At 67.4% G+C, this 24,792-nt stretch carries 20 protein-coding genes; 16 read left to right on the top strand and 4 right to left on the bottom strand.

Annotated features, from left to right (window positions below):
- Positions 1-57: 57 nt before the first annotated feature.
- Positions 58-1,203 (bottom strand): M23 family metallopeptidase, encoded by a 1,146-nt coding sequence (locus ACFW3F_RS11185; RefSeq protein ID WP_388057209.1) that lies wholly within the window; start codon positions 1,201-1,203, stop codon positions 58-60.
- A 439-nt stretch (positions 1,204-1,642) separates the two neighbouring features.
- Here ACFW3F_RS11185 and sucC point away from each other — a divergent pair, with 439 nt between their 5' ends.
- The 4 genes from sucC to ACFW3F_RS11165 all read left to right on the top strand — a co-directional run bounded on the left by sucC (position 1,643) and on the right by ACFW3F_RS11165 (position 5,035).
- Positions 1,643-2,806: an ADP-forming succinate--CoA ligase subunit beta gene (gene sucC, locus ACFW3F_RS11180; protein WP_010843609.1), complete on the top strand. Its 1,164-nt coding sequence runs from the start codon at positions 1,643-1,645 to the stop codon at positions 2,804-2,806.
- Between the two features lie 14 nt (positions 2,807-2,820).
- Complete coding sequence (sucD, locus tag ACFW3F_RS11175; protein ID WP_004020100.1) at positions 2,821-3,723, top strand: succinate--CoA ligase subunit alpha; 903 nt, start codon at positions 2,821-2,823, stop codon at positions 3,721-3,723.
- Positions 3,724-3,815: 92 nt separating this feature from the next.
- Complete coding sequence (locus ACFW3F_RS11170; RefSeq protein ID WP_388057206.1) at positions 3,816-4,526, top strand: hypothetical protein; 711 nt, start codon at positions 3,816-3,818, stop codon at positions 4,524-4,526.
- On the top strand, positions 4,523-5,035 hold the full coding sequence (locus tag ACFW3F_RS11165; RefSeq protein ID WP_388057204.1) for an RDD family protein: 513 nt from the start codon (positions 4,523-4,525) through the stop codon (positions 5,033-5,035). Before ACFW3F_RS11170 ends, ACFW3F_RS11165 begins: the two co-directional genes overlap by 4 nt.
- Here ACFW3F_RS11165 and ACFW3F_RS11160 read toward each other — a convergent pair.
- Positions 5,019-5,483: an SRPBCC family protein gene (locus ACFW3F_RS11160; protein ID WP_388057202.1), complete on the bottom strand. Its 465-nt coding sequence runs from the start codon at positions 5,481-5,483 to the stop codon at positions 5,019-5,021. The two genes, ACFW3F_RS11165 and ACFW3F_RS11160, sit on opposite strands and share 17 nt — an antisense overlap.
- Positions 5,484-5,627: 144 nt before the next feature.
- Between ACFW3F_RS11160 and ACFW3F_RS11155 the strand changes: the two genes are divergently transcribed.
- The 3 genes from ACFW3F_RS11155 (at position 5,628) to ACFW3F_RS11145 (ending at position 8,189) form a co-directional block, all read left to right on the top strand.
- On the top strand, positions 5,628-7,103 hold the full coding sequence (locus ACFW3F_RS11155; protein ID WP_388057200.1) for a carboxyl transferase domain-containing protein: 1,476 nt from the start codon (positions 5,628-5,630) through the stop codon (positions 7,101-7,103).
- Entirely contained in the window at positions 7,100-7,504 is a 405-nt protein-coding gene (locus ACFW3F_RS11150) for an NUDIX hydrolase (protein WP_388057198.1), read from the top strand. Before ACFW3F_RS11155 ends, ACFW3F_RS11150 begins: the two co-directional genes overlap by 4 nt.
- A gap of 64 nt (positions 7,505-7,568) precedes the next feature.
- On the top strand, positions 7,569-8,189 hold the full coding sequence (locus tag ACFW3F_RS11145) for a nitroreductase family protein (RefSeq protein WP_388057196.1): 621 nt from the start codon (positions 7,569-7,571) through the stop codon (positions 8,187-8,189).
- Between the two features lie 18 nt (positions 8,190-8,207).
- Here ACFW3F_RS11145 and ACFW3F_RS11140 read toward each other — a convergent pair whose 3' ends face one another.
- Positions 8,208-8,858 carry a TetR/AcrR family transcriptional regulator gene (locus ACFW3F_RS11140; protein WP_388057194.1) on the bottom strand — a complete coding sequence of 217 codons (651 nt, stop codon included), beginning with the start codon at positions 8,856-8,858 and terminating at the stop codon, positions 8,208-8,210.
- 241 nt (positions 8,859-9,099) lie between these two features.
- On the opposite strand from ACFW3F_RS11140, the gene ACFW3F_RS11135 reads away from it, so the two are divergent.
- Positions 9,100-9,765 carry a DUF5336 domain-containing protein gene (locus ACFW3F_RS11135; protein WP_388057192.1) on the top strand — a complete coding sequence of 222 codons (666 nt, stop codon included), beginning with the start codon at positions 9,100-9,102 and terminating at the stop codon, positions 9,763-9,765.
- Positions 9,746-10,537 (top strand): N5-glutamine methyltransferase family protein, encoded by a 792-nt coding sequence (locus tag ACFW3F_RS11130; RefSeq protein WP_388057190.1) that lies wholly within the window; start codon positions 9,746-9,748, stop codon positions 10,535-10,537. Before ACFW3F_RS11135 ends, ACFW3F_RS11130 begins: the two co-directional genes overlap by 20 nt.
- Positions 10,538-10,777: 240 nt before the next feature.
- Here ACFW3F_RS11130 and ACFW3F_RS11125 read toward each other — a convergent pair whose 3' ends face one another.
- Entirely contained in the window at positions 10,778-14,353 is a 3,576-nt protein-coding gene (locus ACFW3F_RS11125; protein WP_388057188.1) for an indolepyruvate ferredoxin oxidoreductase family protein, read from the bottom strand.
- A 237-nt stretch (positions 14,354-14,590) separates the two neighbouring features.
- On the opposite strand from ACFW3F_RS11125, the gene ACFW3F_RS11120 reads away from it, so the two are divergent.
- From ACFW3F_RS11120 to ACFW3F_RS11090, 7 genes are all read left to right on the top strand, one after another.
- Positions 14,591-16,168 (top strand): carboxyl transferase domain-containing protein, encoded by a 1,578-nt coding sequence (locus ACFW3F_RS11120; RefSeq protein WP_388057186.1) that lies wholly within the window; start codon positions 14,591-14,593, stop codon positions 16,166-16,168.
- Positions 16,169-16,257: 89 nt separating this feature from the next.
- A complete protein-coding gene (locus tag ACFW3F_RS11115) occupies positions 16,258-18,294 on the top strand; it encodes an acetyl/propionyl/methylcrotonyl-CoA carboxylase subunit alpha (protein ID WP_388057184.1) in 2,037 nt (678 codons plus the stop codon).
- Between the two features lie 162 nt (positions 18,295-18,456).
- Positions 18,457-19,602 (top strand): acyl-CoA dehydrogenase family protein, encoded by a 1,146-nt coding sequence (locus tag ACFW3F_RS11110; RefSeq protein ID WP_388057182.1) that lies wholly within the window; start codon positions 18,457-18,459, stop codon positions 19,600-19,602.
- Positions 19,599-20,123: a MaoC family dehydratase gene (locus tag ACFW3F_RS11105; RefSeq protein ID WP_388057180.1), complete on the top strand. Its 525-nt coding sequence runs from the start codon at positions 19,599-19,601 to the stop codon at positions 20,121-20,123. Before ACFW3F_RS11110 ends, ACFW3F_RS11105 begins: the two co-directional genes overlap by 4 nt.
- 5 nt (positions 20,124-20,128) lie before the next feature.
- Positions 20,129-21,064: an HpcH/HpaI aldolase/citrate lyase family protein gene (locus ACFW3F_RS11100; protein ID WP_388057178.1), complete on the top strand. Its 936-nt coding sequence runs from the start codon at positions 20,129-20,131 to the stop codon at positions 21,062-21,064.
- 55 nt (positions 21,065-21,119) lie between these two features.
- Entirely contained in the window at positions 21,120-22,763 is a 1,644-nt protein-coding gene (locus tag ACFW3F_RS11095) for an AMP-binding protein (RefSeq protein WP_388057176.1), read from the top strand.
- Between the two features lie 38 nt (positions 22,764-22,801).
- Positions 22,802-24,739, top strand: a complete 1,938-nt coding sequence (locus tag ACFW3F_RS11090) for an acetoacetate--CoA ligase (protein ID WP_388057242.1) — start codon at positions 22,802-22,804, stop codon at positions 24,737-24,739.
- Positions 24,740-24,792: the final 53 nt, after the last annotated feature.

Here is a 24,792-nt window from a genome sequence, read left to right as displayed (position 1 = left end):
CAAGCACGCTGAAGTAGCGCCTTTGTGCATCACGAGGCGGACCTACGGCGCCCGCTGTTAGCCGGTGTAACCGGAGAGCTTCACGCCCTTGGCGGCGAGCCACGGCACGGGATCGATCTTGGTGCTGCCGTTCTTCCACACCTCGAAGTGCAGGTGCGGGCCGAAGGAGAAGCCCTCGTTGCCGACCAGGGCGATGACATCGCCGGCGGTGACGCGCTGGCCTTCCTTGACCAGGACGCCCGAGGAGGCCATGTGGCCGTACATGGTGACCGTTCCGTCGGCTGCCTGTACCTGGACCCAATGGCCGTAGCCCGAGGCGGGCTCTGCCTTGATCACGACGCCGTCGGTGGCCGCGTGGATCGGGGTACCGAGGGGCGCGGCCATGTCGATGCCGCCGTGCATGGTGCCCCAGCGCATCGCGAAGGCAGAAGTGAAGTCGTAGTTGCCGAGCGGGATCGGCGAGGCGAACATCGGTCGTCGAGCCAGGGCTTCGCGGCGTGCCTCGTCGGCGGCGATCTTGGCGCCGACACCCAGCTGGTTGGTGAAGACGTTCATCTGGTCGGTCTGCGGGGTCGCGGCGGCCACTCCGGGGCCGAGTTCGACCGGTGCCGCTCCTTGGCCCGCGGCGTCGTTGACAGCGGCGGCGTTCACGGGGGCAGGCGCCTGGTCGCTCGTGCTGACCTGTGCGACGGCGGCGACCGCTGCGCCCGCGGCCATGGCGACGAGGGCTGCGCGCCCGCCCTTGAGGGCATTCGGGGGCGCCGCGATGCGGTGCTTGCCGCCGCGTCGGATGCGCTGCCCGGCCGGATTGGTCCGGAAGGGGCGTTCGGCGGTGTCGTCGTCGAGATCGTCGTCGACGAGGATGTCGAGTTCGGCGCCGTCGACGTCGAACGGCTCATCGTGCTCGTACTGATCGAACTCGTGCTCGGGGATCAGGATGTCCTGAGTGATCTCCGAGCGCGTCGGACGGTAGTAGCCCTGCCACGACGACGGGGTCCAGCTGCCGTCGGAGGACTCGCGGGTGGTGACGTCGGAGTCTGCGAAGTCGAAGTCGTAATCGCCGAGGTCGTATCCAGCGGCGTCGTCGGTGTCGACGACGGGGATGATCGTGGTCATCTCTTCCGCTGTGACGTCATCGATCAACCCGCCCGATCGGACGCGGCCCGATCCGCGTGAGACACCGAGTCCCGCCAAATCGTCCACCTCATCTCTTGCTGCCGCATCTCGTCGTTGGCGGATTCGAAGTTAGCGTCCGTAATCCTTCTGTGACCAACTGCTGAGAGCCGACGGTAACGAAATGATTGCGGCAAGTCCAACCGTAGAAAGCGACAAACCGGGATATTGTGAGCTGAGTCACACGACTGTGATCATCCTCTAGAAACTGGCAAATTTGCTGTTCGTTACAGCAAATCGATCCTGTGACGACGGAGCGGCCGGGTACTGCGGTGTAAGTGCAGTTCATGGGTGCATCAACGCGCCCCGTTCCTCACGCGGCATCGTCGATGCTGTGAGAACCGACCGAGCGAGTGATCTGTCGCACAAGCGCAGGGTGCGCGCGGGGAGGCGATTCACGACAGGTTTAAAGTCCGATATGGCCCGCATTACACCCTTGCGCGGGCAAATCTACGAGATGGTGAGCTGAATGGATCTCTTCGAATACCAGGCGAAGGAACTGTTCGCCAAGCACGGGGTTCCCACCACACCCGGTCGGGTGACCGATGATGCCGCCGACGCGCGGGCGATCGCCGAGGAAATCGGCAAGCCTGTGATGATCAAGGCGCAGGTCAAGACCGGCGGGCGTGGCAAGGCAGGCGGCGTGAAGTACGCCGCGACCCCGGACGACGCGCAGTCCCACGCTTCCAACATCCTTGGCCTCGACATCAAGGGCCACGTCGTCAAGAAGCTGCTGGTCGCCGAGGCCAGCGACATCGCGGAGGAGTACTACATCTCCTTCCTTCTCGATCGCACCAACCGCTCCTACCTGGCCATGTGCTCGGTCGAGGGCGGCATGGAGATCGAAGAGGTCGCCGCGACCAAGCCCGAGCGCCTCGCGAGGGTCGCCGTCGACGCCGTGAAGGGTGTCGATCTGGAAACCGCGCGCTCGATCGCCGAGCAGGGCCATCTGCCCGCCGAGGTGCTCGACGCCGCAGCGGTCACCATCGCGAAGCTCTGGGAGGTCTTCGTCAAGGAGGACGCCACCCTGGTCGAGGTCAACCCACTCGTCCGCACCCCGGACGATCAGATCCTCGCCCTCGACGGCAAGGTCACCCTCGATGCCAACGCCGACTTCCGTCAGCCCGGCCACGAGGAGTTCGAGGATCGCGACGCCACCGATCCCCTGGAGCTCAAGGCCAAGGAGAACGACCTCAACTACGTCAAGCTCGACGGTGAAGTCGGCATCATCGGCAACGGCGCGGGCCTGGTCATGTCGACCCTCGACGTGGTCGCCTACGCCGGCGAGAAGCACAACAACGTGAAGCCCGCGAACTTCCTCGACATCGGCGGCGGCGCCTCGGCCGAGGTCATGGCTGCCGGTCTCGACGTCATCCTCGGCGACGAGCAGGTCAAGAGCGTCTTCGTCAACGTCTTCGGTGGCATCACCGCGTGTGACGCCGTCGCCAACGGCATCGTCGGTGCTCTGGAGAAGTTGGGGTCGGACGCCAACAAGCCGTTGGTCGTCCGCCTCGACGGCAACAAGGTCGACGAAGGCCGCAAGATCCTGGCCGATGCGAACCACCCGTTGGTCACGCTCGCCGAAACCATGGACTCGGGCGCCGACAAGGCCGCCGAGCTGGCGAGCAAGTAAGGGAGCCACGGAATATGTCGATCTTTCTGAACAAAGACAACAAGGTCATCGTCCAGGGCATCACCGGCGGTGAAGGCACCAAGCACACCGCTCTGATGCTCAAGGCCGGCACCAACGTCGTCGGCGGTGTCAACGCACGCAAGGCCGGCACCACCGTGTCGCACGTCGACGCCGACGGCAACAACGTCGAGCTCCCGGTGTTCGCATCGGTCGCCGAGGCCATGAAGGAGACCGGGGCCGACACCTCGATCGCCTTCGTCCCGCCGAAGTTCTCCAAGGACGCCATCATCGAGGCCATCGACGCGGAGATCCCGCTGCTCGTGGTCATCACCGAGGGCATCCCGGTGCAGGACTCCGCCTACGCGTGGGCCTACAACGTGGAGAAGGGCGAGAAGACCCGCATCATCGGCCCCAACTGCCCCGGCATCATCACCCCGGGTGAGGCGCTGGTGGGCATCACGCCGAACAACATCACCGGCAAGGGTCCGATCGGTCTGGTCTCCAAGTCGGGCACCCTGACCTACCAGATGATGTACGAGCTGCGCGATCTCGGCTTCTCGACCGCCATCGGCATCGGCGGCGACCCGGTCATCGGGACCACCCACATCGACGCCATCGAGGCGTTCGAGAAGGATCCCGAGACCAAGCTGATCGTCATGATCGGTGAGATCGGTGGCGACGCCGAGGAGAAGGCCGGCGAGTACATCAAGGCCAACGTGACCAAGCCCGTCGTCGGCTACGTCGCGGGCTTCACCGCTCCCGAGGGCAAGACCATGGGCCACGCGGGAGCCATCGTCTCCGACGGTGCGGGCACCGCCCAGGGCAAGAAGGAGGCCCTCGAGGCCGCGGGCGTCAAGGTCGGCAAGACGCCGTCCGAGACCGCCTCGCTGGCGCGGGAGCTCTACCAGGCCCTGTAAGAGTCACGAGAACCGAAGAACCCGAGCGGGTCTGCCCGCTCGGGTTTTTTCGTGGCCCGACCGGCCCCGATCCCGCATGCGATAATTCGTCGGTGGACTCCCGGGCGCGACGCGGCGCGATCTCCCAGCTCGCCGGGGAGTCGCTGCGGTTCGCCGGGGTGGTGGCGGACGTGGCCGAACGCCTGCCCCTCGCGGGCGGGGTCATCGGGTCCGTCCGCGTGCGACTGGCCGAAGCCGCCGAGACCGCTGTCACCGTGGTGGTCTCGACGACGCGAGCCGTCCTGGGCGTCGTCATCCGGGAGGTCGTCGATGCGCTGGTCGAGGAAGTCGACCTCACCGACCTCGTCCTCACCCACGTCGACCTGAAACGTCTGATCACCGAGGTGCTCGCGCTCATCGACATCGACGAGGTGATCACCACCGTGGATCTCGATCGTGCTGTGGCACAAGTGGATCTGAATGCGGCGATCGACCTCGTCGACCTCGACGCGGTGATCGGGAAGGTCGATCTCGACTCCGTCGCCACCGGAATCGACATCGACGCGATCGCCGCGCGGATCGACATCGACGCCATTCTCGGGCGCGTCGATCTGATCGGACTCGCCGAGGAGATCATCGACGGCGTCGATCTCCCCGACATCATCCGCGAGGCGAGTACTTCGGTGACGGCCGATGTGATGACCGACGTGCGCAGTACCAGTGAGCGTGCCGACGACGTGGTGGCCAACGCGGTCAATCGCTTTCTGCGCCGCCGCGGGGCCGAGACCGTCCAGGCCGCTTCCGACGCCGGAGAACCCCGATGACTGCCGAACCGAAACCGACCGGGCCGCTCCGCAATTCGTCCCCCACGACGCCGGGCCACCCATTGGTCCACAAGGCCCATGCGGTGCAGGATCGGGACAAGAACGCCGGCATTGTGAGCCGGGGTGTCGCGTCGTTCCTCGACCTGCTCGTCGTGTGGACGATCCTCGGTGCCGCCTACGCCGGCCTGTCCCTGATGCAGTTCGTCGTCTCGGTCAGCGAATTCTCGCTGCCCCAGGTCGACATCGTTTTCACGACGACCGGCTTCGTGCTGGTGGCGGTGCTCTACCTCGCGACGTGCTGGGAGGTGTCCGGCCGCACGCTCGGATCGGTGGTGATGGGTCTGCGGGTGGTCAATTCGGAAGGTGCGCGTATCCGGCCGACCATCGCGGTGCTGCGCGCGTTGCTCTGTACCTTCTTCGCGATCGGTCTGGTGTGGGTGGTGATCGACCGGCGCCGACGGTCGGTGGCAGACGTCCTCCTGCGCACCCGGGTCATCTACTCTCGGTGACCGACTTGAGCTGACCCAGGCCCTTCTCGAAGTCCTTGCCCAGCATCTTGTCGAAGAGGCCGAAGATGCCCGCGACGCGGCTGAACATCGTCTGTGCGCCCACCATCGTCCACGACACCCGTGTCGCCTGACCCTGCGGAACGAGTTCGAAGGTGACGGTGTTGGTGGCCTTCATCGGCTTCTCGAAGTCGAGGCGCACCTCGACCTCTCGGGGCTCGGCAATGCGCGTGATCTCCATGGCGCCCCGTCCGGCCTTCTTGTTCCCCGACCACGCGTACTTCGCCCCGACACCGTGCTCGGCACCGGAGTACTCGCGCGTCATGTCCGGATCGACGCCCTCCCACGGGGACCAGTGCACCCATTGCCGGAAGTCGGTGAGAAACGGCAGCACCACAGCGGGCGGGGCATCGACGGTGATGGATCGGGTGATGCGGTATGTGTCGGACATGAGGGGCTCCTCGGTGATCGGTCGGAGACGGGCTGCGGAACGGAGGGCTGACGAGAGTATGACACCGGAACGCCGGCCAATTCATCGCGTCGCCGGCGACAACGCGCCCGGATCGTCGTGCCCCGGCGGGATACGGTGTGAGGCATGGGTGAACGGGCACGGCTGACGGCGACCGACCTACGCTCGATCCTCGTCGACGACGGTACGTGGGAACCATGGGATGCCCCGGTCACCGAGCCGGCCGCGACATCCGACGGCGCGGACGACGCCTACGCCGCCGAACTCGAACGGGCGCGCAGCCGAAGCGGATCGGACGAATCGGTCCGAACGGGAGCCGGCGCGGTCGGCGGGCATCGGGTGGCGATGGTGTTCGGCGAGTTCGAGTTCCTCGGGGGCTCGATCGGTCGCGACGCGGGCGCGCGGATCGTCGCAGCTGTCAGACGCGCGACGCGCGAGCGGCTGCCGTTGCTGGCACTTCCCGCGTCCGGTGGCACCCGAATGCAGGAGGGAACCGCGGCATTCCTGCAGATGGTCGCCATCACCGGCGCGGTCACCGACCACAAGGCCGCCGGCCTGCCCTATCTGGTCTACCTGCGACACCCGACCACCGGCGGGGTGTTCGCCTCGTGGGGGTCCCTCGGGCACATCACCTGGGCACAACCCGGTGCGCTCATCGGATTTCTCGGCCCGCGCGTCTACGAAGGCCTGTACGGTGAGCCCTTCCCCGCTGATGTGCAGACCGCCGAGAACCTGGTTCGCACAACGGTTGTCGATGATGTGATCGAGCCCGCCGACCTCCCTGCCCGCCTGTCGGCAGTGTTGCGTCTCCTCGACCGCCGGGACGCGGCGGGGCCACCGGCCGCTGCGTCGGAGGTGTTCGCGCAAAGTACGCGACCACGCGAACCGGAGGATGCCTGGGCGTCTGTGCTCGCAACTCGCGAATCCGGGCGCGCGGGACTGGTCGACTTCCTGGCGCAGGGCGAGTCGGCGCCACTCTCGGACACCGGGCCACTTCGATTCTCGCTCAGTGATTTCGAGGGGCACATCGTCCTGGTCGTCGGCTACGACCGGAGTGCGCAGGCCGCCGGTGAGCTGCCAGGGCCCCGGCACCTCCGCGAGGCGCGCCGCGCGATCATGGCGGCAGGCGAGCTCGGACTCCCGGTGGTCACCGTGATCGACACCCCGGGTGCCGAGCTGTCCGTCGTCGCCGAGGAGGGTGGTCTTGCAGCGCAGATAGCCCGCTGCACAGTCGAATTGATCAGCACTCCGGTGCCTACGGTGTCGGTGTTGCTCGGTCAGGGTGCGGGCGGCGCGGCGCTGGCGCTGTTTCCCGCCGACTTCCGCGTGGCGCGTGCCGATGCATGGCTCTCGCCGCTACCGCCCGAGGGCGCGAGTCTCATCGTGCACCGGGACCTCGACCATGCCGGTGAGATGGCCTCGAGGCAAGGGATTCTCGCCGGACGGATGGCGGCTCAGGGCATGATCGACGTTGTCGTCGAGGAGGACTCGGACGCCGCCGCCCTGTCGATGCTCCGCGAGGTGATCGCGCGCCACCTCTCGACGTCGCCGGCACCGGACCGAGCGGCGCGGGCCCGCGTTCCGGCGGCGGTCGCGCGATGAACCAACGCATCGTGGCCGTCGGTGCACTGATCACCGACGATGCCGGCCGAATCCTGCTGGTCCTGCGCCGAAATGAGCCGTCGGCCGGGCACTGGAGTCTCCCGGGTGGCAAGGTCGAGCTTGGGGAGTCGCTGGAGCAGGCGATGATCCGTGAGGTCCGGGAGGAGACCGGTCTGGTGGTGACGGTCGGCGAACCGGCGATCCAGCTCGAGATCCCCGTCGGCGACGGGCGGGTGTACGAGGTGCACGACTTCCGTGCCGAGATCCGTTCGGGGGAGCTGCGTCCCGGTGACGACGCTGCCGATGCCGCCTTCTTCACGCCGGCCGAGGTGCGCGGGGCGAAAGTCACTGACCGGCTGGTGGAGTACCTGGAGCAGGCCGGCGCATTGCCTCCCGAGTAGCCCTGACCGGTCGCGGGCCGGGGCCGACGTGGTGGATGAGACCGGTTTTGTGCAGGATGGAGAGATGACCGACCTACTGCCTCTGGACCCTGACCAACTCCTCACCACGACGCGCTCGGTGCGCAAACGTCTCGACTTCGAGCGTCCCGTTCCGCTCGAGGTGATCAAGGAGGCTCTCGAGGTCGCGCTCCAGGCGCCGACGGGCAGCAATAGCCAGACGTGGCACTGGATCGTGCTGACCGACCCCGAGCTGAAGCAGAAGGTCGCGGATTACTATGCGCAGTCGTTCGCGAAGTACTACTCCGGCCAGGCCCCGCGCGACGAGACGGGCAAGCGTGTCGCATCCAGCGCCCAATACCTCGCCGACACCATGGGGCAGGTCCCGGTGCTGGTCATCGGCGCGATCTACACCGGCGGCGAGCTGCCCGCGGGCAACCAGGCCGGCGTCTGGGGTTCGTTGCTGCCGGGCGCCTGGAGCCTGCAACTGGCGTTGCGCGCCCGCGGCCTCGGCTCGGCGTGGACGACCCTTCATCTGAACTACGAGAAGGAGATCGCCGAGCTCCTCGGAATCCCGGCCAACATCCACCAGGGAGTTCTGCTGCCGGTGGCCTATTCCAAGGGCACGGATTTCAAGCCGGCGCCGCGGAAGTCCCTGGACTCGGTCCTCCACATCGACGGATGGTGAGTGCGGGGTGCCGGGTCATTACCGATCCGGCACCTCGCATCGCAGTGCCGCGAGAGCCATCGCGGTGAGAAGCCGGCGCAGTCCCTGCTGGTCGAAGGCCGGTAGGCGGGGCGAGGAGTTCAACAGCCCGAACATCGCGTGGACACGCACACGAGCCTCATCGCGGTCGAGGGCCACGCCCTCCTCGTCGGTGACTGCGAGGAGCATATCCACCCATCTCTCCACGTAGCGACGCTGCAGCAACCTGACCCGGTGGTTGGCGTCCGGGGTCATCGACGAGAGGTCCCGATCCTGCACCGTGATGAGGTCCGGGCGGGTGACGAGGACGTCGATGTGGAAACCGATGAGCGCGACCAGGGTCTGAGACGGGGAACCGCCGCGGTCGGCGACTTCGCTGCCGCCATCGTGCAGCCGTTGACTGATGTCGATGAGCATCTCGTCGAGAAGTTCGGTCTTCGAGGAGAAGTGGCGATACATCGCCGGTCCGCTCACCCCGACCGCCCGCCCGATGTCTTCCAGCCGCACCCCGGCGAACCCGCGCTCGGCCATCTGATGGGCGGCGGCGGACAGCAATTCGGCACGACGGGCCGCCTTCGCCTGGGTTCGGCGCGTCGGTGGACGATTCGTGGCTTCCGATTCGTCCTCGCGCGGTTCATGCGTCGCGGACATCGATCCCGCACTCTACGCGTTCGGGGGTGCGGGCGTTCGGCGTGCGGACGCCGACGCGGGCTGACCGCGTCGGCGCACCGGAATGACCGGTGGTGACCCGGTCGAATGAAAAGCGAGCCGACCGGTGCGATCGAGGCCCGGCAGGGCCTAGTCTTGCGCATGATCGTGCGCCGGATGGCGGACGCGGAACAGTCCGAAAGGGCGGCGGGCGGAGTCCCGCAGCATCGACGAGGAGCGGATCGTGAATCCAGGCGAACCCCAACATCAAGGTGGTCAGTGGTCGGGAGTCCCGCAAGGACCACCGCAGACCGGGGGTTTCGCCGGTAACCAGGACCAGACGGCCCACGTCCAGCACCCCGGCACCGGCAGCCTGCCCGGTCAGCAGTGGGGCCCGGGCGCCCAGTACCAGTACCCCGGTGACGGATGGGGACAGCAGCCCCGTGGTCCACGCGCTGACCTGTCGGTGATCTTCGCGCTCGCCTCTGCGGTCGCCGGGATCGTCACCTATTTCATGGGTTTCCTCGGTTGGATCTCGGTGTCGGCGGGCGCCGAGGAGGAACTCAACCGCTGGGGAACGGACTTCGAGGAAGGCCAGGGCGGGATACCCGCGTACTTCTCCTACGAGATCGTCCTGAACCCCGGGAAGTTCTTCATCCTGCTCGGGGTGGTCGGCATCGCAGCGACGTTCGTGCTGGTTCCGCGCTATCGCAAAGCCCTTCCGTTCTTGGCGGTCGTCGGTGTTGCGGCGTGGCTGGCCCTGTTCGCCGCCGCTCTGATAACGCCGCCGTTCCTCGATCTCGGCGCCGGTGCGATCGTCGGACTGATCCTGGGATTCCTGCAGGTGGCGCTGCTCATCGCGGCAGCCTTCTTGTACGGTCTGAAGAAGGATGACGCGCAACACTCCTGACGACGCTACCGACGACCCGATCGCCGGCCTGCTGCGTCGTGCCGGTTGCGTCTTCGCCGTCGAGGAAGCCGCTCTGCTTCGCGAGCATGCCACCGGTGCAACCGAACTCGACCAGCTCGTCGCCCGGCGCGCGGCCGGGGAGCCGGTCGAGCATCTGGTGGGATGCGTGCGATTCGGTGACCTCCGATTGGCCGTCGGACCCGGGGTCTTCGTCCCGCGGCAGCGCTCGCTGTTGTTGGCGCGCACCGCGATCGCCGCAACGCGTGCACGTCGGTCGCCGGCCGTGCTCGAGGCGTTCTGCGGTGTCGCGCCCATCGCCGCGAGTGTCGCGGCCGCCGTCTCGGACGTCGACCTGCATGTCGTCGACGCCGACGACACCGCGCTGGACCTCGCACGACGAAATCTGCCGGACGGGACCGGTATTCACCTCGGTACCGGGCTCGACCCCCTGCCCCGGCATCGTCTATTCGACGTGATCGCCGCCGTCCCACCGTACGTGCCCGACTCGGCGTTCGACCTGCTGACATCCGAGGCCCGGCACCACGAACCGCGTAGCGCACTGCTCGGTGGCCCCGACGGCCTCGACCACATCAAGGCGTTGGTCGTCGCGGCGCAGGAATGGCTCGCCGTCGGCGGTGAACTGCTCATCGAGATGAACACGGCCCAAGCCGAGCAGGTCGTCCGCGGCGGCGGTCCGCCGCACTACGAGTCCGATGTCGTCGTCGGAGACGACGGGCAGACTGCCGTGGCGTGCTTTCGCCGGACGCGCTGACGTCAGGTGGTGTGAGCGGAGGGCTCTTACGTGCTCCCTGATCCGAAAGAAGCGACCCCCACTGCTCCCTGATTTGAAAGAAGCGACCCCCACTGCTCCCTGAGGTGCGAGCGAAGCGAGCCACGAAGGGTGTAGCAACGTGTCTCACCAGGCCCTTCGTGGCTCGTCGCTATCGCTCCTCGCACCTCACGGAGCAATGGTTGTGTGGCTATCTCGGATACCGGAGCAGTGGCTCAGCCCTCAGATCCCGAGCGCGCCCCGCTGCTTTGCGACCGCCTCCCGGTAGCGTTCGACGTTGGCCATCTTGATGGCCTCGTAGCCCCGGACCATGTCCGGTAGTTCGGCCAGTTCGACGACCACGGGAAGCCGGTCCGCACCGAGGCGCCCACTCGCGAGCGCGTCGAGCACGGCGTCGACGAGCTCCCGGTATTCGGCGATCAGCGCGCGCTCGGTGCGCCGGATCTCGCTGCGGCCGAACGGGTCCAGTCGCGTCCCGCGGAGCCGCTTCATCCTGGCGAGTGCACCCAGCGGCGTATCTGCCCACGATCCCAGGGCGAGCTTCTCGCGCATCCCCAGGCTGCGCAGGGTCGGCGGATGCAACCGCACGGCGACGTCGGCGTCGGCGCCGAACTCGTCGGCGATGCGCGCGGCGAACGAGGGGTCCTGCGTGAGCCGGGCGACCTCGTACTCGTCCTTGTAGGCCATCAGCTTGTACAGATTCCGGGCGACCGCCTCGGTGAGTGAGGAGTCCGGTGCGACCCGTCGCACGCGATCCACCGTGTCGAGGTAGGACCGCGCGTACCGTTCGTCGGAGTGGGCGGTCAGCTCGTCGTACCGGATCGCGATGGTGCGCCGGAGGTCGTCGTCGATGCTCCCGAGTCCGCCGACCACGTCGAGGGCGTGGCGGCTCGGTTCGACCTCGACGGTGCCATGGCCGTGCAGGCCATCGATGGTGCCGGACACGGAGTCGGGGTCGGACACCGTCTGCCGCCCGCGCCGGAAGGCCTGCACGTTGGCGTCGACCGCGACGTCGTTGAGCTCGATCGCACGTTCGATCGATTCCGCCGAGATGGCCAGGGCGCCGGCCTGATACGCGGCACCGACCATCAGCATGTTGGCGTACTGCTCGTCGTCGAACAGCGCCGTGGACAAGGCTCCCGAATCGAGATAGACCGTCCGCGCCACCCGGTCGTCGATCGCGGAGTGGACGGCGGAGTCGGACGGGAAACCGACAGAGGTGTCGATGACCATCAGTCCGGTCGGCACCTGTGTGGTCGACACGACCGCGACCGTCTTCTCCGCAGCGGCGACCGTGAGGTTGACCGGGTCGGTGCCGACGAGGGGATCGCACACCAGGTACAGGTCGCAGTCGTCCGACGCGACCTTGGCCGCCTGTTCCAGCGGATGCGGGGCCACCTTGATGTCGCTGACCACCGCGCCGCCCTTCTGGGCGAGTCCGGTCATGTCGACGGTCCGGGCCGAGTGTCCGTCGAGGACGGCTGCGGTCGCGAGGACCTGTGACACGGTCACCACCCCGGTGCCGCCGACACCGGTGATACGCAGGGAGAAGGTGCCGTGGATGGCAGGAACCGCCGGCGTCGGTAGCTCGGAGTCCGGCAGATCGCCTGCGCGCGTGCGGATGCGATCGGTTCCGGGAGTGACGGTGACGAACGACGGGCAGTCGCCCTGCAGGCAGGAGAAGTCGAGGTTGCAGGAACTCTGGTCGATCCGCGTCTTGCGTCCGAACTCGGTCTGCACCGGGTGCACCGAGAGACAGTTCGACTTCTCGCCGCAGTCGCCGCAGCCCTCGCAGATGCGTTCGTTGATCACCACGCGACGAGTTGGGGTTGCCATGGTGCCGCGCTTGCGCTTCCGGCGCTTCTCGGCGGCGCAGTGCTGGTCGTGGACGAGGACCGTGACGCCCGGGACGCCGGCGAGTTCGGTCTGCACGTCGGGCAGATCATCTCGGTGCCGGATCTCGACCCGATCGGGAAGTCCGAGTGTACGAACGTGTTTCGGGTCGTCCGAGGTGACCACGATCCGGCCGACACCCTCGTCGAGCAGCAATGACGTCAACCGCGGCAGGGTCATCGCGCCCACCGGGTCCTGCCCGCCGGTCATGGCAACGGTGCCGTTGTAGAGCAACTTGTAAGTGATGTTCTCGCCGGACGCCACGGCCGCCCGCAACGCCAAGGACCCGGAGTGTGCGAAGGTCCCGTCGCCGACGTTCTGCACGAAGTGGTCCGCGGAGACGAACGGGGCCATGCCGATCCACTGCGCCCCCTCACCGCCCATCTGGGTGACCCCGGCGATGTCGCCGACCTGTCGCGGGTCCATCAGCAACACCATGGCGTGGCAGCCGATGCCCGCGCCGACGAGGGTGTTCTCGGCAACCTTCGTGGAACTGTTGTGCGGACAGCCGGAGCAGAAGTACGGCGTTCGTACGGCCAGCGGGAGTTCGATGCGGGTACGGCGGGCGGCCTTGCGGTCGAGCCAGATCCGCGCGGCGTCGACCTGGTGGCGGGAAAGCCGGTCGGCGAGGCCGCGCGTCACCGCGTCGACGTCGAGTTCGCCGAAGCGGGAGAACAGGGTCGAGCCGTCCTCGTGGACCTTGCCGACGATGCGCGGGGCTCGCGGATGGCGGAACAGGATGTCGCGCATCATCGTCTCGATGAAGTCGCGCTTCTCCTCGATCACGATGACCTCGTCGAGATCGCCGGTCGCGGTGTCGAACATGAACCGGTTCAGTATCTCTCGCTCGATCGGGTAGACCATGCCGAGTTTGAGGATGCGGATTCCGAGCCGGCGCAGATCGTCGTCGTCGATGTGCATCAGGCGCAACGCCTCACGGAGGTCGAGGTAGGTCTTCCCGGCGGCGACGATGCCGATACGGTCGTCGGGGCTCGAGACCACGATCCGGTTGAGGCCGTTGAGTCGGGCGTACTCCTGGGCGCGCGGAAGCCGGGTGGTGAGCTGATTCTGCTCGAGTTCCATGAGATGGGCGCCGAGCAGGCGTCCACTGGGGACGTGGGGACTCGTGCCGAGGTCGCCGAAGACGGGCACGATGCGGTCGGGGTCGACGTGTGCGGTCGACGCGCCGTCCGCGACGTGGGCGGAGATCTTGAGCGAGGTCCAGAGACCGCTGGTGCGGCTCATGAGTGTCGCGTGAACCCCGAGGTCGAGGATGTCCTGGGAATCGGCCGGATAGAGGATCGGGATGTACAGGTCGGCGAGGGCCATCTCGGAGGCGCACGGGACCGTGGAGGACTTCGCGCCCGGGTCGTCACCGACGAGCGCGACCGCGCCGCCGGCGGAGTGGGTCCCGATGAGGTTGGCGTGACGCAGGGCGTCGGTCGCGCGATCGAGGCCGGGGGCCTTGCCGTACCAGTATCCGACGACGCCGTCGCGGGGGAGTCCGTCGGCGGCCGGCGCCAGCGGGCTGCCGGCGGTGATCTGGGCGGCCAGTTGAGAACCCATCACCGAGGTGGCGGCGAGCTCCTCGTTCAGGCCGGGCCGGTGGATGATGTCGTACGGGGCGAGGTGGTCGCGGCGCCGGGCGAGCTCGAGGTCGTAACCGGCGAGGGGAGAGCCCTCGTAGCCGGAGATGAACGAGGCGGTGCGGAGGCCGGAACGGCGGTCGACGCGAGCGCGGTCGCGGACCATGCGTACCAGGGCTTGGATTCCGGTGAGGTAGATGTCGCCGGCTTCGCGGGTGTAGCGGTCGTCGAGCGAGAACCCGGCGATCTCCGTCTGCGGGGAACGCTCGGCGGGGGTCGGGACGTGCTCGAAGCGAGCACGATCGTCTGCGAGGGTCATGGGGTCACCTGGCCTTCTATGTGCGGTGGCCGGTCCGGGGTGCGGATTCGCGGCGCATCGGTTGTGGCGGCCCGGGGGTGGTGGGCCTGCCACAACAGTACGAGAAGAGGTGACGCGCGTCACGTCACGCTCCGGCCTGCCGTCCGCCGCGCCCCGTCGACGACGCAGAGCGTGACATGGGACACTGCATCGCGTACGATCTCTTTCAGTTAATTCTCACTAACTGAAAGGTCGACGGTGACCAGCACGCTCGACGGCTTCCGGGCCGCACACCAGCGCAATCTCGACCTGCTCGGCGATCGCCTCCGGGATGTCGCCGCCGGCGGCGGCGCGAAGGCGCGCGAGCGCCACGTCGCCCGCGGCAAGTTGCTCCCGCGGGATCGGGTCGACGGCCTGCTCGACGTCGGCTCACCGTTCATCGAGATCGCCCCGCTCGCGGCCTTCGGGATGTACGGCGACAAGGTGCCCGCGGCGGGAGTCATCGCGGGCGTCGGCCGCGTCGCGGGACGCGAGTGCATGATCGTGGCCAACGACGCGACGGTCTCCGGCGGCACGTACTACCCGGTCACGGTCAAGAAGCATCTGCGCGCGCAGGAGATCGCAGCGGCCAACCGGCTGCCGTGCATCTACCTCGTCGATTCCGGTGGCGCGATGCTGCTCCAGCAGGACGAGGTGTTCCCCGATCGCGATCACTTCGGCCGCATCTTCTACAACCAGGCGAACATGAGTGCGGCGGGAATCCCGCAGATCGCGGCAGTTCTCGGGTCCTCGACGGCCGGCGGCGCCTACGTCCCGGCGATGAGCGACGAGACCGTGATCGTGCGCAACCAGGGCACCATCTTCCTGGCGGGCCCACCCCTGGTGAAAGCGGCGACCGGCGAGGACGTGTCCGCGGAGGACCTGGGCGGCGGCGCGATGCACTCGTCGGTGTCGGGTGTCACCGACCACCTCGTCGACAACGACCAGCAGGCGCTCGCCAAGGTCCGCGAGATCGTCGCGACCCTCGGGCCACGCGAGGCGCCACAGTGGGAGACCGTCCCGGTCCGTGAGCCGTTGCGGCCGCAGACCGACATCTACGACGTGGTGCCCACCGACCCGCGGACTCCCTACGACGTCCGCTCGGTGATCGAGATCCTCTGCGACGGAGGCGAGTACACCGAGTTCAAGGCGAACTACGGCACCAGTCTGGTGACCGCGTTCGCGCACCTGCACGGTCATCCGGTCGGGATCATCGCCAACAACGGTGTGCTGTTCAGCGAGTCCGCGTTGAAAGGGGCACATTTCATCGAATTGTGCGACCAGCGTCGAATTCCGTTGCTGTTCTTGCAGAACATCACCGGCTTCATGGTCGGCAAGGCCTATGAGCAGGGCGGCATCGCGAAGAACGGGGCCAAGATGGTCAATGCGGTGGCGTGTGCGCGTGTCCCGAAGTTCACCGTCATGGTCGGCGGCTCCTTCGGCGCGGGCAACTACTCGATGTGTGGGCGTGCGTATTCGCCCAGGTTCCTGTGGATGTGGCCCAATGCCCGCATCTCGGTCATGGGCGGACCCCAAGCCGCCGACACCCTCGGAACGGTGCGGCGCAACCAGATCGAGCGGTCGGGTGATGAGTGGACGGCCGACGACGAAGAAGCTTTCAAGGCGCCGATCCGCGACCAGTTCGAACGGCAGTCCGACGCCTACTACTCGACGGCGAGGCTGTGGGACGACGGCATCGTCGATCCTGCGCAGACCCGCACCCTCCTGGGCCTGGCTCTCGAGACCGCCCGGTACGCGCCGCTCGCCGAGCCACGCTACGGCGTCTTCCGGATGTGATCGCCGATGTCGACCCATTTCTCCGCAAACCTGTTCTGCCCGGACCGGTTCTGTACTGTCCCGTCCCGACTACCCCGAGGACCCCGACTGTGAGTACCAGACCCATCCGAAGCGTCCTGGTGGCCAACCGAGGTGAGATCGCCTGCCGGGTGATCGACACCCTGCGCCACATGGGAATACGAAGCATCGCCGTCTATTCCGACGCCGATGCACAGGCCCGTCATGTCCGCGAGGCCGACGTCGCCGTCCACATCGGCCCGGCCGCCGCGACCCAGAGCTACCTGGACATCGGGGCCGTGGTCGACGCGGCGCGCAAGACCGGCGCCGACGCCGTCCACCCGGGATACGGGTTCCTCTCGGAGAACCAGAAGTTCGCGGCCGCTCTCGCGGAGGCGGGCATCATCTTCATCGGACCGCCCGCGGAGGCGATCGCGACGATGGGCGACAAGATCACCGCCCGGGCCGCCGTCACCGCGCGCGAGGTACCGGTGGTGCCGGGTCTCTCGCGGCCCGGACTGACCGACGACGACCTCATCGCCGCGGCACCCGACATCGGGTTCCCGGTTCTCATCAAGCCCAGTGCGGGTGGCGGCGGCAAGGGGATGCATCGCGTCGCCGAGGCGTCCGAACTACCCGCCGCGCTGCAACGTGCTCGGCGCGAGGCGGCCGCCGCGTTCGGCGACGATGCGCTGTTCCTCGAGCACTTCGTCGACACCCCGCGTCACATCGAGGTGCAGGTACTCGCCGATGAGCACGGGAACGTGATCCACCTGGGCGAACGCGAGTGCTCGCTGCAGCGACGACACCAGAAGGTGATCGAGGAGGCGCCCTCGGCGTTGCTCGACGCCGAGACCCGCGCACGCATCGGCGAGGCCGCCTGCGATGCCGCGCGCAGTGTCGGCTACACCGGCGCCGGAACGGTCGAGTTCATCGTGTCGGCGCACCGGCCCGACGAGTTCTTCTTCATGGAGATGAACACCCGCCTGCAGGTCGAACACCCGGTGACCGAGTTGGTGACCGGCGTCGACCTCGTCGAACAGCAGATCCGCGTCGCCCGCGGTGAGGTGCTGGGTCTCACGCAGGACGCGATCACGCTGCGCGGACACGCGATCGAGGCGCGTGTGTACGCCGAGGACCCCGCTCGTGGATTCCTGCCGACCGGCGGCACGATCGAACATCTCGTCCAGCCCGACACCTCGCCGGGTAGCGGCATCCGGGTCGACTCGGCCATGCTCCACGGACTGCGCATCGGCAGCGACTACGACCCCATGCTCGCGAAGGTCATCGCCTACGGTGCCGACCGGGAGGAGGCGCTCGAACGCCTCGATCAGGCGCTCGCCCACACCCGGGTCCTGGGCGTGGTCACCAACATCGACTTCTGCCGCTTCGTCCTGCGTCAGCAGGCCGTCGTCGACGCGGACCTCGACACCGAACTGCTCGACCGACTTGTCACCGATTACGCCGTGCCGCAGCCCAGCCCAGAGGCCCAGGTGCTCGTGGGATTGGCACGGATCGGTGCCCGCGATGCAGGTGACGTGTGGTCCTCGGCGGTCGGGTGGCGCGTCGGCCGGCCCGCTCCGGTCATCACGCGCCTCGTAGCCGGCGGAGGGCACTCGACGGTCTCCATCCAGGTCGACGCCGCCGACGAACGGTCCGTCTCGGGAACCGCGACAGTCACGTACGACGACGACGCCCGAACGTCGTGGACCGGCCACGTGGTCTATCTGCCGGCGCGGCCCGGCGACGGCCGCGAGTCCGACCGCCTGATCGTCGACGGGGTGACGCAGTCGTGGTCGAGCATGCGCGTCGGCGAGAGCTGGTGGGTGGCAGGGCCATCGGGCACATGGGTCCTCGAACAGGCCCGCCCCCTGCTCGACGAGGCGGCCGACGAGCACGCCGGTGAGATCACCAGTCCGATGCCGGGCACCGTGGTCGCCGTGGCCGCCGAGACCGGCGACGACGTGTCCGCCGGCCAGTCGATCGTCGTCGTCGAGGCGATGAAGATGGAGCATGGACTCACCGCGCCGGTGGCCGGCACCGTGGACATTTCGGTGAAGGTGGGGGACAAGGTCGATGCGGGGCAGATCCTCGCGGTCGTCGCGCCCGCTGCGCCCCTTGATCCCTGAGGTGCGAGGAGCGAAAGCGACGAGCCACCAACTTGATCCCTGAGGTGCGAGGAGCGAAAGCGACGAGCCACCAACTTGATCCCTGAGGTGCGAGGAGCGAAAGCGACGAGCCACGAAGGGCTCGGAACCAACCTTGAACGTCTCCGAAACAGAAGGATTCACATGGAACTCACCCAGGAGTACACCGACCTCATCGCCACGGTGCGCGACTTCGCGCAGACCGTGGTGGCGCCGGTCGCCGCGAAACACGATGCCGAGCACAGTTTTCCGTACGAGGTCGTCGCCCAGATGGGCAAGATGGGGTTGTTCGGCCTACCGTTCGACGAGCAGTACGGTGGGATGGGCGGCGACTACTTCGCCCTGTCGCTGGCTCTCGAAGAGCTCGGCAAGGTCGACCAGTCCGTGGCGATCACCCTCGAAGCCGGGGTGAGTCTGGGCGCCATGCCCATCTACCGGTTCGGCAGCGAGGAGCAGAAGCAGCAGTATCTCCCCGATCTCACTGCAGGCACCGCGCTCGCGGGGTTCGGCTTGACCGAACCCGGGGCGGGGTCCGATGCGGGTGCGACCGCGACCACGGCCCGCGACGACGGTGACGCGTGGATCATCAACGGCGGCAAGCAGTTCATCACCAACTCCGGCACCGACATCACCACACTGGTGACCGTGACCGCCGTGACCGGGGTGAAGGAGAATGGCAAGAAGGAGATCTCGACCATCATCGTGCCTTCCGGCACACCAGGTTTCACTGCTGAGCCGGCGTACAACAAGGTGGGATGGAACGCTTCGGACACCCATCCGCTGACCTTCACCGACGTGCGGGTACCCAAGGAGAATCTCCTCGGCGTGCAGGGACGCGGTTACGCCAACTTCCTGTCGATCCTCGACGAGGGGCGTATCGCGATCGCCGCCCTCGCGACCGGTGTCGCGCAGGGTTGCGTCGACGAGAGCGTGAAGTACGCCAAGGAACGACAGTCCTTCGGCAAGGCGATCGGCGAATACCAGTCGGTGTCCTTCGCGATCGCCCGGATGGAGGCCCGTGCCCATGTCGCACGGACCGCCTACTACGACGCGGCGGCGAAGATGCTGGCGGGCAAGCCGTTCAAGAAGGAAGCCTCGATCGCCAAGATGATCGCCAGTGAGGCGGCGATGGACAACGCCCGGATGGCGACCCAGATCCACGGCGGCTACGGGTTCATGAACGAGTACCCGGTCGCCCGGCACTACCGCGATTCCAAGATCCTCGAAATCGGTGAGGGCACCACCGAAGTGCAGCTCATGCTGATCGCGCGCGAGTTGGGTTTCGCGTGAGTGGGACGCCCGTGCCACCGGACGACGCGAGCGGCGCCACCGAGAGGCGCCGAATCGTGCAGCGGGGCCTGTGGTTCGAGGAATTCGACGAGGGCACGATCTACGAACACCGTCCCGGACGTACGGTCACCGAGGCCGACAACGTGCTGTTCACCACGCTGACCATGAACACGCAGGCGCTGCACCTCGATGCCGCCTGGTCGGCGGAGCAGCCCGGATTCGGCGGGCAGCGGCTGATCAATTCGATGTTCACGCTGTCGACGATCGTGGGTCTCTCGGTTTCCCAGCTCACCCAGGGCACCCTCGTGGCGAACCTGGGGTTCAGCGAGGTCGCGTTCCCGGCGCCCCTGTTCGCCGGCGACACGCTCTACGCCGAGACCGAGTGCACCGGTAAACGTGAATCGCGATCACGCCCGGGTGAGGGCGTGGTGAACTTGACCCACATCGGACGCAACCAGCATGGCGAGGTCGTCGCCCGCGCCACACGAGCAACGCTGGTGCGCAGGCAACGAACGGAGTGACGACGATGTTCTTCGAGGACCCACCTGGCGGTCCGGTCAGCCCAGGTCAGAATCGGGCAGGTCACGGCCTGGCCGGGCCGCAGCTCACCAACGCATGGCTGCCCCCCGGGCCCGCGCTGCTCTTCTGCCCGGCCGACCGCCCGGAGCGATATCAGAAGGCGCTCGACCGTGCCGACGTGGTGATCATCGACCTCGAGGACGCGGTGTCGCCGGCGAACCGCGGCGCTGCACGGGAGGCCCTCGTCGCCCATCCCGTGGATCCGGATCGCACCATCGTGCGGATCAATCCGGCCGGCACGGGCGACTACCGGCGCGACCTCGCGGCCGTGGCGGAGACGAACTACCGGGTGGTGATGCAGGCCAAGGCCGAGGATGTCTCCTCGATCCTCGACACCGCGTTCCAGACGATCGCCCTGATCGAGACGCCACTCGGCGCGACCCGTGCCCGCGACATCGCCGCAACCTCCAACTGCATCGGACTGATGTGGGGGGCAGAGGATCTCGTGGCCGGTCTCGGCGGCACGTCGAGTCGGTTCGGCCCCGGTGAATCCCGTCCCGGCGAGTACCGGGACGTCGCGAGTTGGGTGCGTTCGATGGTCCGCATCGCGGCGGCCGCGCACGGAAAATTCGCCGTCGATTCGGTACACCTCGACATCGAGGACGTCGAGGGACTCGTGGCCGAGGTCCGCGACGCGGTGGCGCTGGGCTACACCGCCACCGCGTGCATCCATCCGTCGCAGGTCGACCACATCCGAGATGGGTATCGGCCGTCCGACGAGGCCGTCGAATGGGCGCGCAAGATCCTCGACGGCGCGGCCGAACACGCGGGCGGGGTGTTCAGCCTCGACGGGCAGATGATCGACGGGCCGGTCCTGCGCCAGGCCGAGGTCGTCCTCTCCCGGGTGAGCGATACGCGTCCTGATGGCGTCGGCGAGAACTGACCCGGCGCCCCAACCCCACACGGCATCAACCCCCGACCACAGACCGGAGCAGAACATGAGCACCGAGGCTCACCCGAAGCCTGCCCACACACGCGGTGAAGAGACACCGGACCTGCTCACCGAGACGATCGGCGCCACCCTGGCCCGCACCGTCGAGGAACACGGTGACCGGACCGCCCTGATCGACGCCGCGGCGCAACGGGAATGGCGGTATTCGGAGTTCCACCGTGACGTGCGCGCGGTCGCGGCGGGACTGTTGCGCCTCGGCGTATCGGTCGGTGATCGGGTCGGGTTGTGGTCGCCCAATCGGTTCGAGTGGGTGTTGACGCAGTACGCCGCGGCTGAGATCGGCGCCGTCCTGGTCAATCTGAATCCTGCCTATCGCCAGAACGAGATCGAGTACGCGCTGCAGCAGTCCGGAACGAGCGTGGTGCTGGCCGCGGAGAGCTTCAAGGACTCGGCGTACGCGTCGATGCTCGAGCAGGCGCGTCCGCAATGCACGGAACTGCGGGAGGTGGTGCTGTTCGGATCTGCCGAGTGGGACGCGTTGTGCGCCGAGGCGAGTGCGGAGGAACTCGCACGCGTTGCCGAGATCGCCGCGTCGCTCTCGCCCGACGATCCGATCAACATCCAGTACACCTCGGGCACAACCGGATTCCCGAAAGGGGCGACGCTGTCGCATCGCAACATCGGGAACAACGGCTACCTCGTCGGGGAACTGCTGAACTACACCGCCGACGACCGGATCTGCCTGCCGGTGCCGTTCTACCACTGTTTCGGCATGGTGATGGGCAACCTCGCGGCGACGAGTCACGGTGCGGCGATGGTCATCCCGGCACCGGCGTTCGACCCGCGGGCCACCCTCGAAGCCGTGGCGGAGTATCGCTGCACGAGTCTCTACGGGGTGCCCACCATGTTCATCGCCGAACTCGACCTGCTCGACGACGGGCTCGACATCGACCTGTCCAGCCTGCGCACCGGGATCATGGCGGGCTCGCCCTGCCCCGAATACGTCATGCGGCAGGTCGTGGAACGCATGCACATGCGTGAGGTGTCGATCTGTTACGGCATGACGGAGACGTCGCCGGTCTCGACGCAGACCCGGGTCGACGATCCGCTCGAGTTGCGTGTCACGACCGTCGGCCGGGTGGGCCCGCATCTGGAGATCAAGATCGTCGACCCCGGTACCGGCGAGACCTGCGGGCGTGACGAGACGGGCGAATTGTGCACGCGCGGATACTCGGTGATGACCGGTTACTGGAACGAGCCGGAGAAAACCGCCGAGGCGATCGACGCCGACGGCTGGATGCACACCGGTGACCTCGCCGACATGGACGACAACGGCTACGTCCGGATCACCGGGCGCATCAAGGACATGGTGATCCGGGGCGGGGAGAACATCTATCCTCGCGAGATCGAGGAGTTCCTCTACACCCACCCCGACATCCTCGACGCGCAGGTGATCGGCGTACCCGACGAGAAGTACGGCGAAGAACTGATGGCCTGGGTGCGATTGCGTGACGCCGCCGACGGATTCACCGCGGAGGATCTCCGTGAGTTCGCCACCGGCAAGATCGCGAGGCACAAGATCCCACGGTATGTCCATGTGGTGGAGGAGTTCCCGATGACCGTCACCGGCAAGGTGCGTAAGGTCGCGATGCGGGACGAGGCGGTTTCGATCCTCGAAGGCCTGCGGTGAGCGCGACGGGTGATGCGCTGCGGAGCCCGAATGCTCAGATGGAGCGGTTCGGTCAGTTCGTCCGGGAGCGGTTCGAGGCCGGGGCGGACGATTACGACGATCTGTGGTCCTGGTCTGTGCAGCAGCCGGCACAGTTCTGGCGTGCGGTCTGGGAGTTCTTCGATGTCGGGGCCCTCGCGGCGGAACCACTCGGCCACGGGGATGCGGCGGTACTCGCCGATGACCGGATGCCGGGTGCCGTCTGGTTCCCCGGAACGCGACTGAACTACGTCGATCAGATCCTGCGGCATGTCGACCTACCCGGCGCGGCGATCGTCGGCATCGACGAAACCGGCGAACGAACCGAGATCGCGTGGGCGGAGTTGCCATCCCAGGTCGCCGGCCTGGCGTCGACCCTGCGTGCGCACGGGGTGGGCGCCGGCGATGTGGTCGCGGCCTACCTGCCCGACATCCCCGAGGCCGTCATCGCTTTCCTCGCCACCGCATCCCTGGGCGCGATCTGGTCCGGGTGCGGGCAGGACTACGCACCACAGGGTGCGGCCGGCCGCCTCGGCCAACTGGAGCCCAAGGTCCTGTTCACCGCGGCCGGTTATCACTACAACGGCAAAGTCGTGGACAAGCGCGCCGACAGCACCGAGCTCGCGGGACTGTTGCCGAATCTGGTCGCGCACATCACGGTCGGTGACGTCGAGTCGTCGGCGTCGGCGCTCGATTATGCCGAGGCCGTGAGTGGCGACCCGGGCGACTTCCGCCCGCTGCCGGTTGCCTTCGATCACCCCCTGTGGGTGCTCTTCAGTTCGGGCACCACCGGACGGCCGAAGGGGATCGTGCACGGACACGGGGGAGTGCTCCTGGAGCACCTGAAAGCCGGTGCCCTGCACGGCGACCTGTCCGCCGCCGACGTGTTCTTCTGGCAGACGGCCTTGAGCTGGATGATGTGGAACTATCAGGTCGCCGGCTTGCTCTGCGGGTCGCGGATCGTCTGTTACAGCGGTTCGCCTCTGTATCCCGACGCTGACCGGCTCTGGCAGATCGTCGACGACGAGCGGGTCACCTACTTCGGTACGAGTCCAGGTCAGTTGCAGGCTTCGCGAAAGGCGGGTCTGGAGCCGGGACGTCAGCATGACCTCAGTCGGTTGCGAACCCTGGGGAGCACCGGATCATCGCTTGCCGCAGACCTTTTCACCTGGGTCGACGACCACGTCCGATCCGGTCTGCCCATCTCGTCGATCAGTGGCGGCACCGACATCGTGTCCGCCTTCGCCGGTGGTTCGACCGGAGTGCCGGTCGTGCCGGGCGAATTGTCGGTCCGCTACCTCGGTGTGGCTCTGGAGAGTTGGTCGCCCGATGCCCGCCCGCAGGTGGGGGAGGTCGGTGAACTCGTCGTCACCGCGCCGATGCCGTCGATGCCCGTGAGTTTCTGGGACGACGCCGACGGCGCGCGATACCGTGCCGCGTACTTCGCGCACGAGTGGGAGGGCGGGGCGTCGAATCCGCAGAAACCGGTCTGGCGTCACGGTGACTGGGTGACCGTGACCGAACGTGGGTCGCTCGTGATCCACGGCCGCAGCGACGCGACGTTGAACCGCCACGGGATCCGGATGGGTTCGGCCGACATCTACGAGGTCGTCGAAGCACTCGACGAGGTCGCGGAGGCCTTCGTCCTCGGTGTCGACGGACCGGACGGGGCCTACTGGATGCCGCTGTTCGTCACGCTGGTCCCCGGCGCGACGCTCGACGACGCGTTGATCGGCAGAATCGCGGCGGCGGTCCGGGATCGTCTCTCGAAACGTCATGTGCCCGACGAGGTCATCGAGGCCCCCGGGATTCCGCACACTCGCACCGGGAAGAAACTCGAAGTTCCGGTCACCGCGATTCTGGCAGGCCGAACGGAGGTCAATGTCGACCCCAAGGCCGTGGACGACTATTCGCTGATCGAATGGTATGCCGAGCAGGGTCGCGCACACCGCTGGTAGGGCTGTTCGCACCCGCGTGCGGCGGTCGTCGTGTGCAAGGGTCGTGGGACCCG

The organism is Gordonia sp. NPDC058843 (assembly GCF_042743165.1).
GTDB lineage: Bacteria > Actinomycetota > Actinomycetes > Mycobacteriales > Mycobacteriaceae > Gordonia.
The sequence above is the reverse complement of the archived record's forward strand: the minus strand, read 5'-3'. Positions and strand labels throughout refer to the sequence as shown.

Bases quoted from the DNA above. Each gene is read 5' to 3' on its own strand.
- ACFW3F_RS11165 (WP_388057204.1), top strand. From the start codon at position 4,523: ATGACTGCCGAACCGAAACCGACCGGGCCGCTCCGCAATTCGTCCCCC.
- ACFW3F_RS11125 (WP_388057188.1), bottom strand. From the start codon at position 14,353: ATGACCCTCGCAGACGATCGTGCTCGCTTCGAGCACGTCCCGACCCCC.
- ACFW3F_RS11100 (WP_388057178.1), top strand. From the start codon at position 20,129: ATGTTCTTCGAGGACCCACCTGGCGGTCCGGTCAGCCCAGGTCAGAAT.
- sucC (WP_010843609.1), top strand. From the start codon at position 1,643: ATGGATCTCTTCGAATACCAGGCGAAGGAACTGTTCGCCAAGCACGGG.
- ACFW3F_RS11155 (WP_388057200.1), top strand. From the start codon at position 5,628: ATGGGTGAACGGGCACGGCTGACGGCGACCGACCTACGCTCGATCCTC.
- ACFW3F_RS11140 (WP_388057194.1), bottom strand. From the start codon at position 8,858: ATGTCCGCGACGCATGAACCGCGCGAGGACGAATCGGAAGCCACGAAT.
- ACFW3F_RS11130 (WP_388057190.1), top strand. From the start codon at position 9,746: ATGACGCGCAACACTCCTGACGACGCTACCGACGACCCGATCGCCGGC.
- ACFW3F_RS11110 (WP_388057182.1), top strand. From the start codon at position 18,457: ATGGAACTCACCCAGGAGTACACCGACCTCATCGCCACGGTGCGCGAC.
- sucD (WP_004020100.1), top strand. From the start codon at position 2,821: ATGTCGATCTTTCTGAACAAAGACAACAAGGTCATCGTCCAGGGCATC.
- ACFW3F_RS11150 (WP_388057198.1), top strand. From the start codon at position 7,100: ATGAACCAACGCATCGTGGCCGTCGGTGCACTGATCACCGACGATGCC.
- ACFW3F_RS11095 (WP_388057176.1), top strand. From the start codon at position 21,120: ATGAGCACCGAGGCTCACCCGAAGCCTGCCCACACACGCGGTGAAGAG.
- ACFW3F_RS11160 (WP_388057202.1), bottom strand. From the start codon at position 5,483: ATGTCCGACACATACCGCATCACCCGATCCATCACCGTCGATGCCCCG.
- ACFW3F_RS11145 (WP_388057196.1), top strand. From the start codon at position 7,569: ATGACCGACCTACTGCCTCTGGACCCTGACCAACTCCTCACCACGACG.
- ACFW3F_RS11090 (WP_388057242.1), top strand. From the start codon at position 22,802: ATGGAGCGGTTCGGTCAGTTCGTCCGGGAGCGGTTCGAGGCCGGGGCG.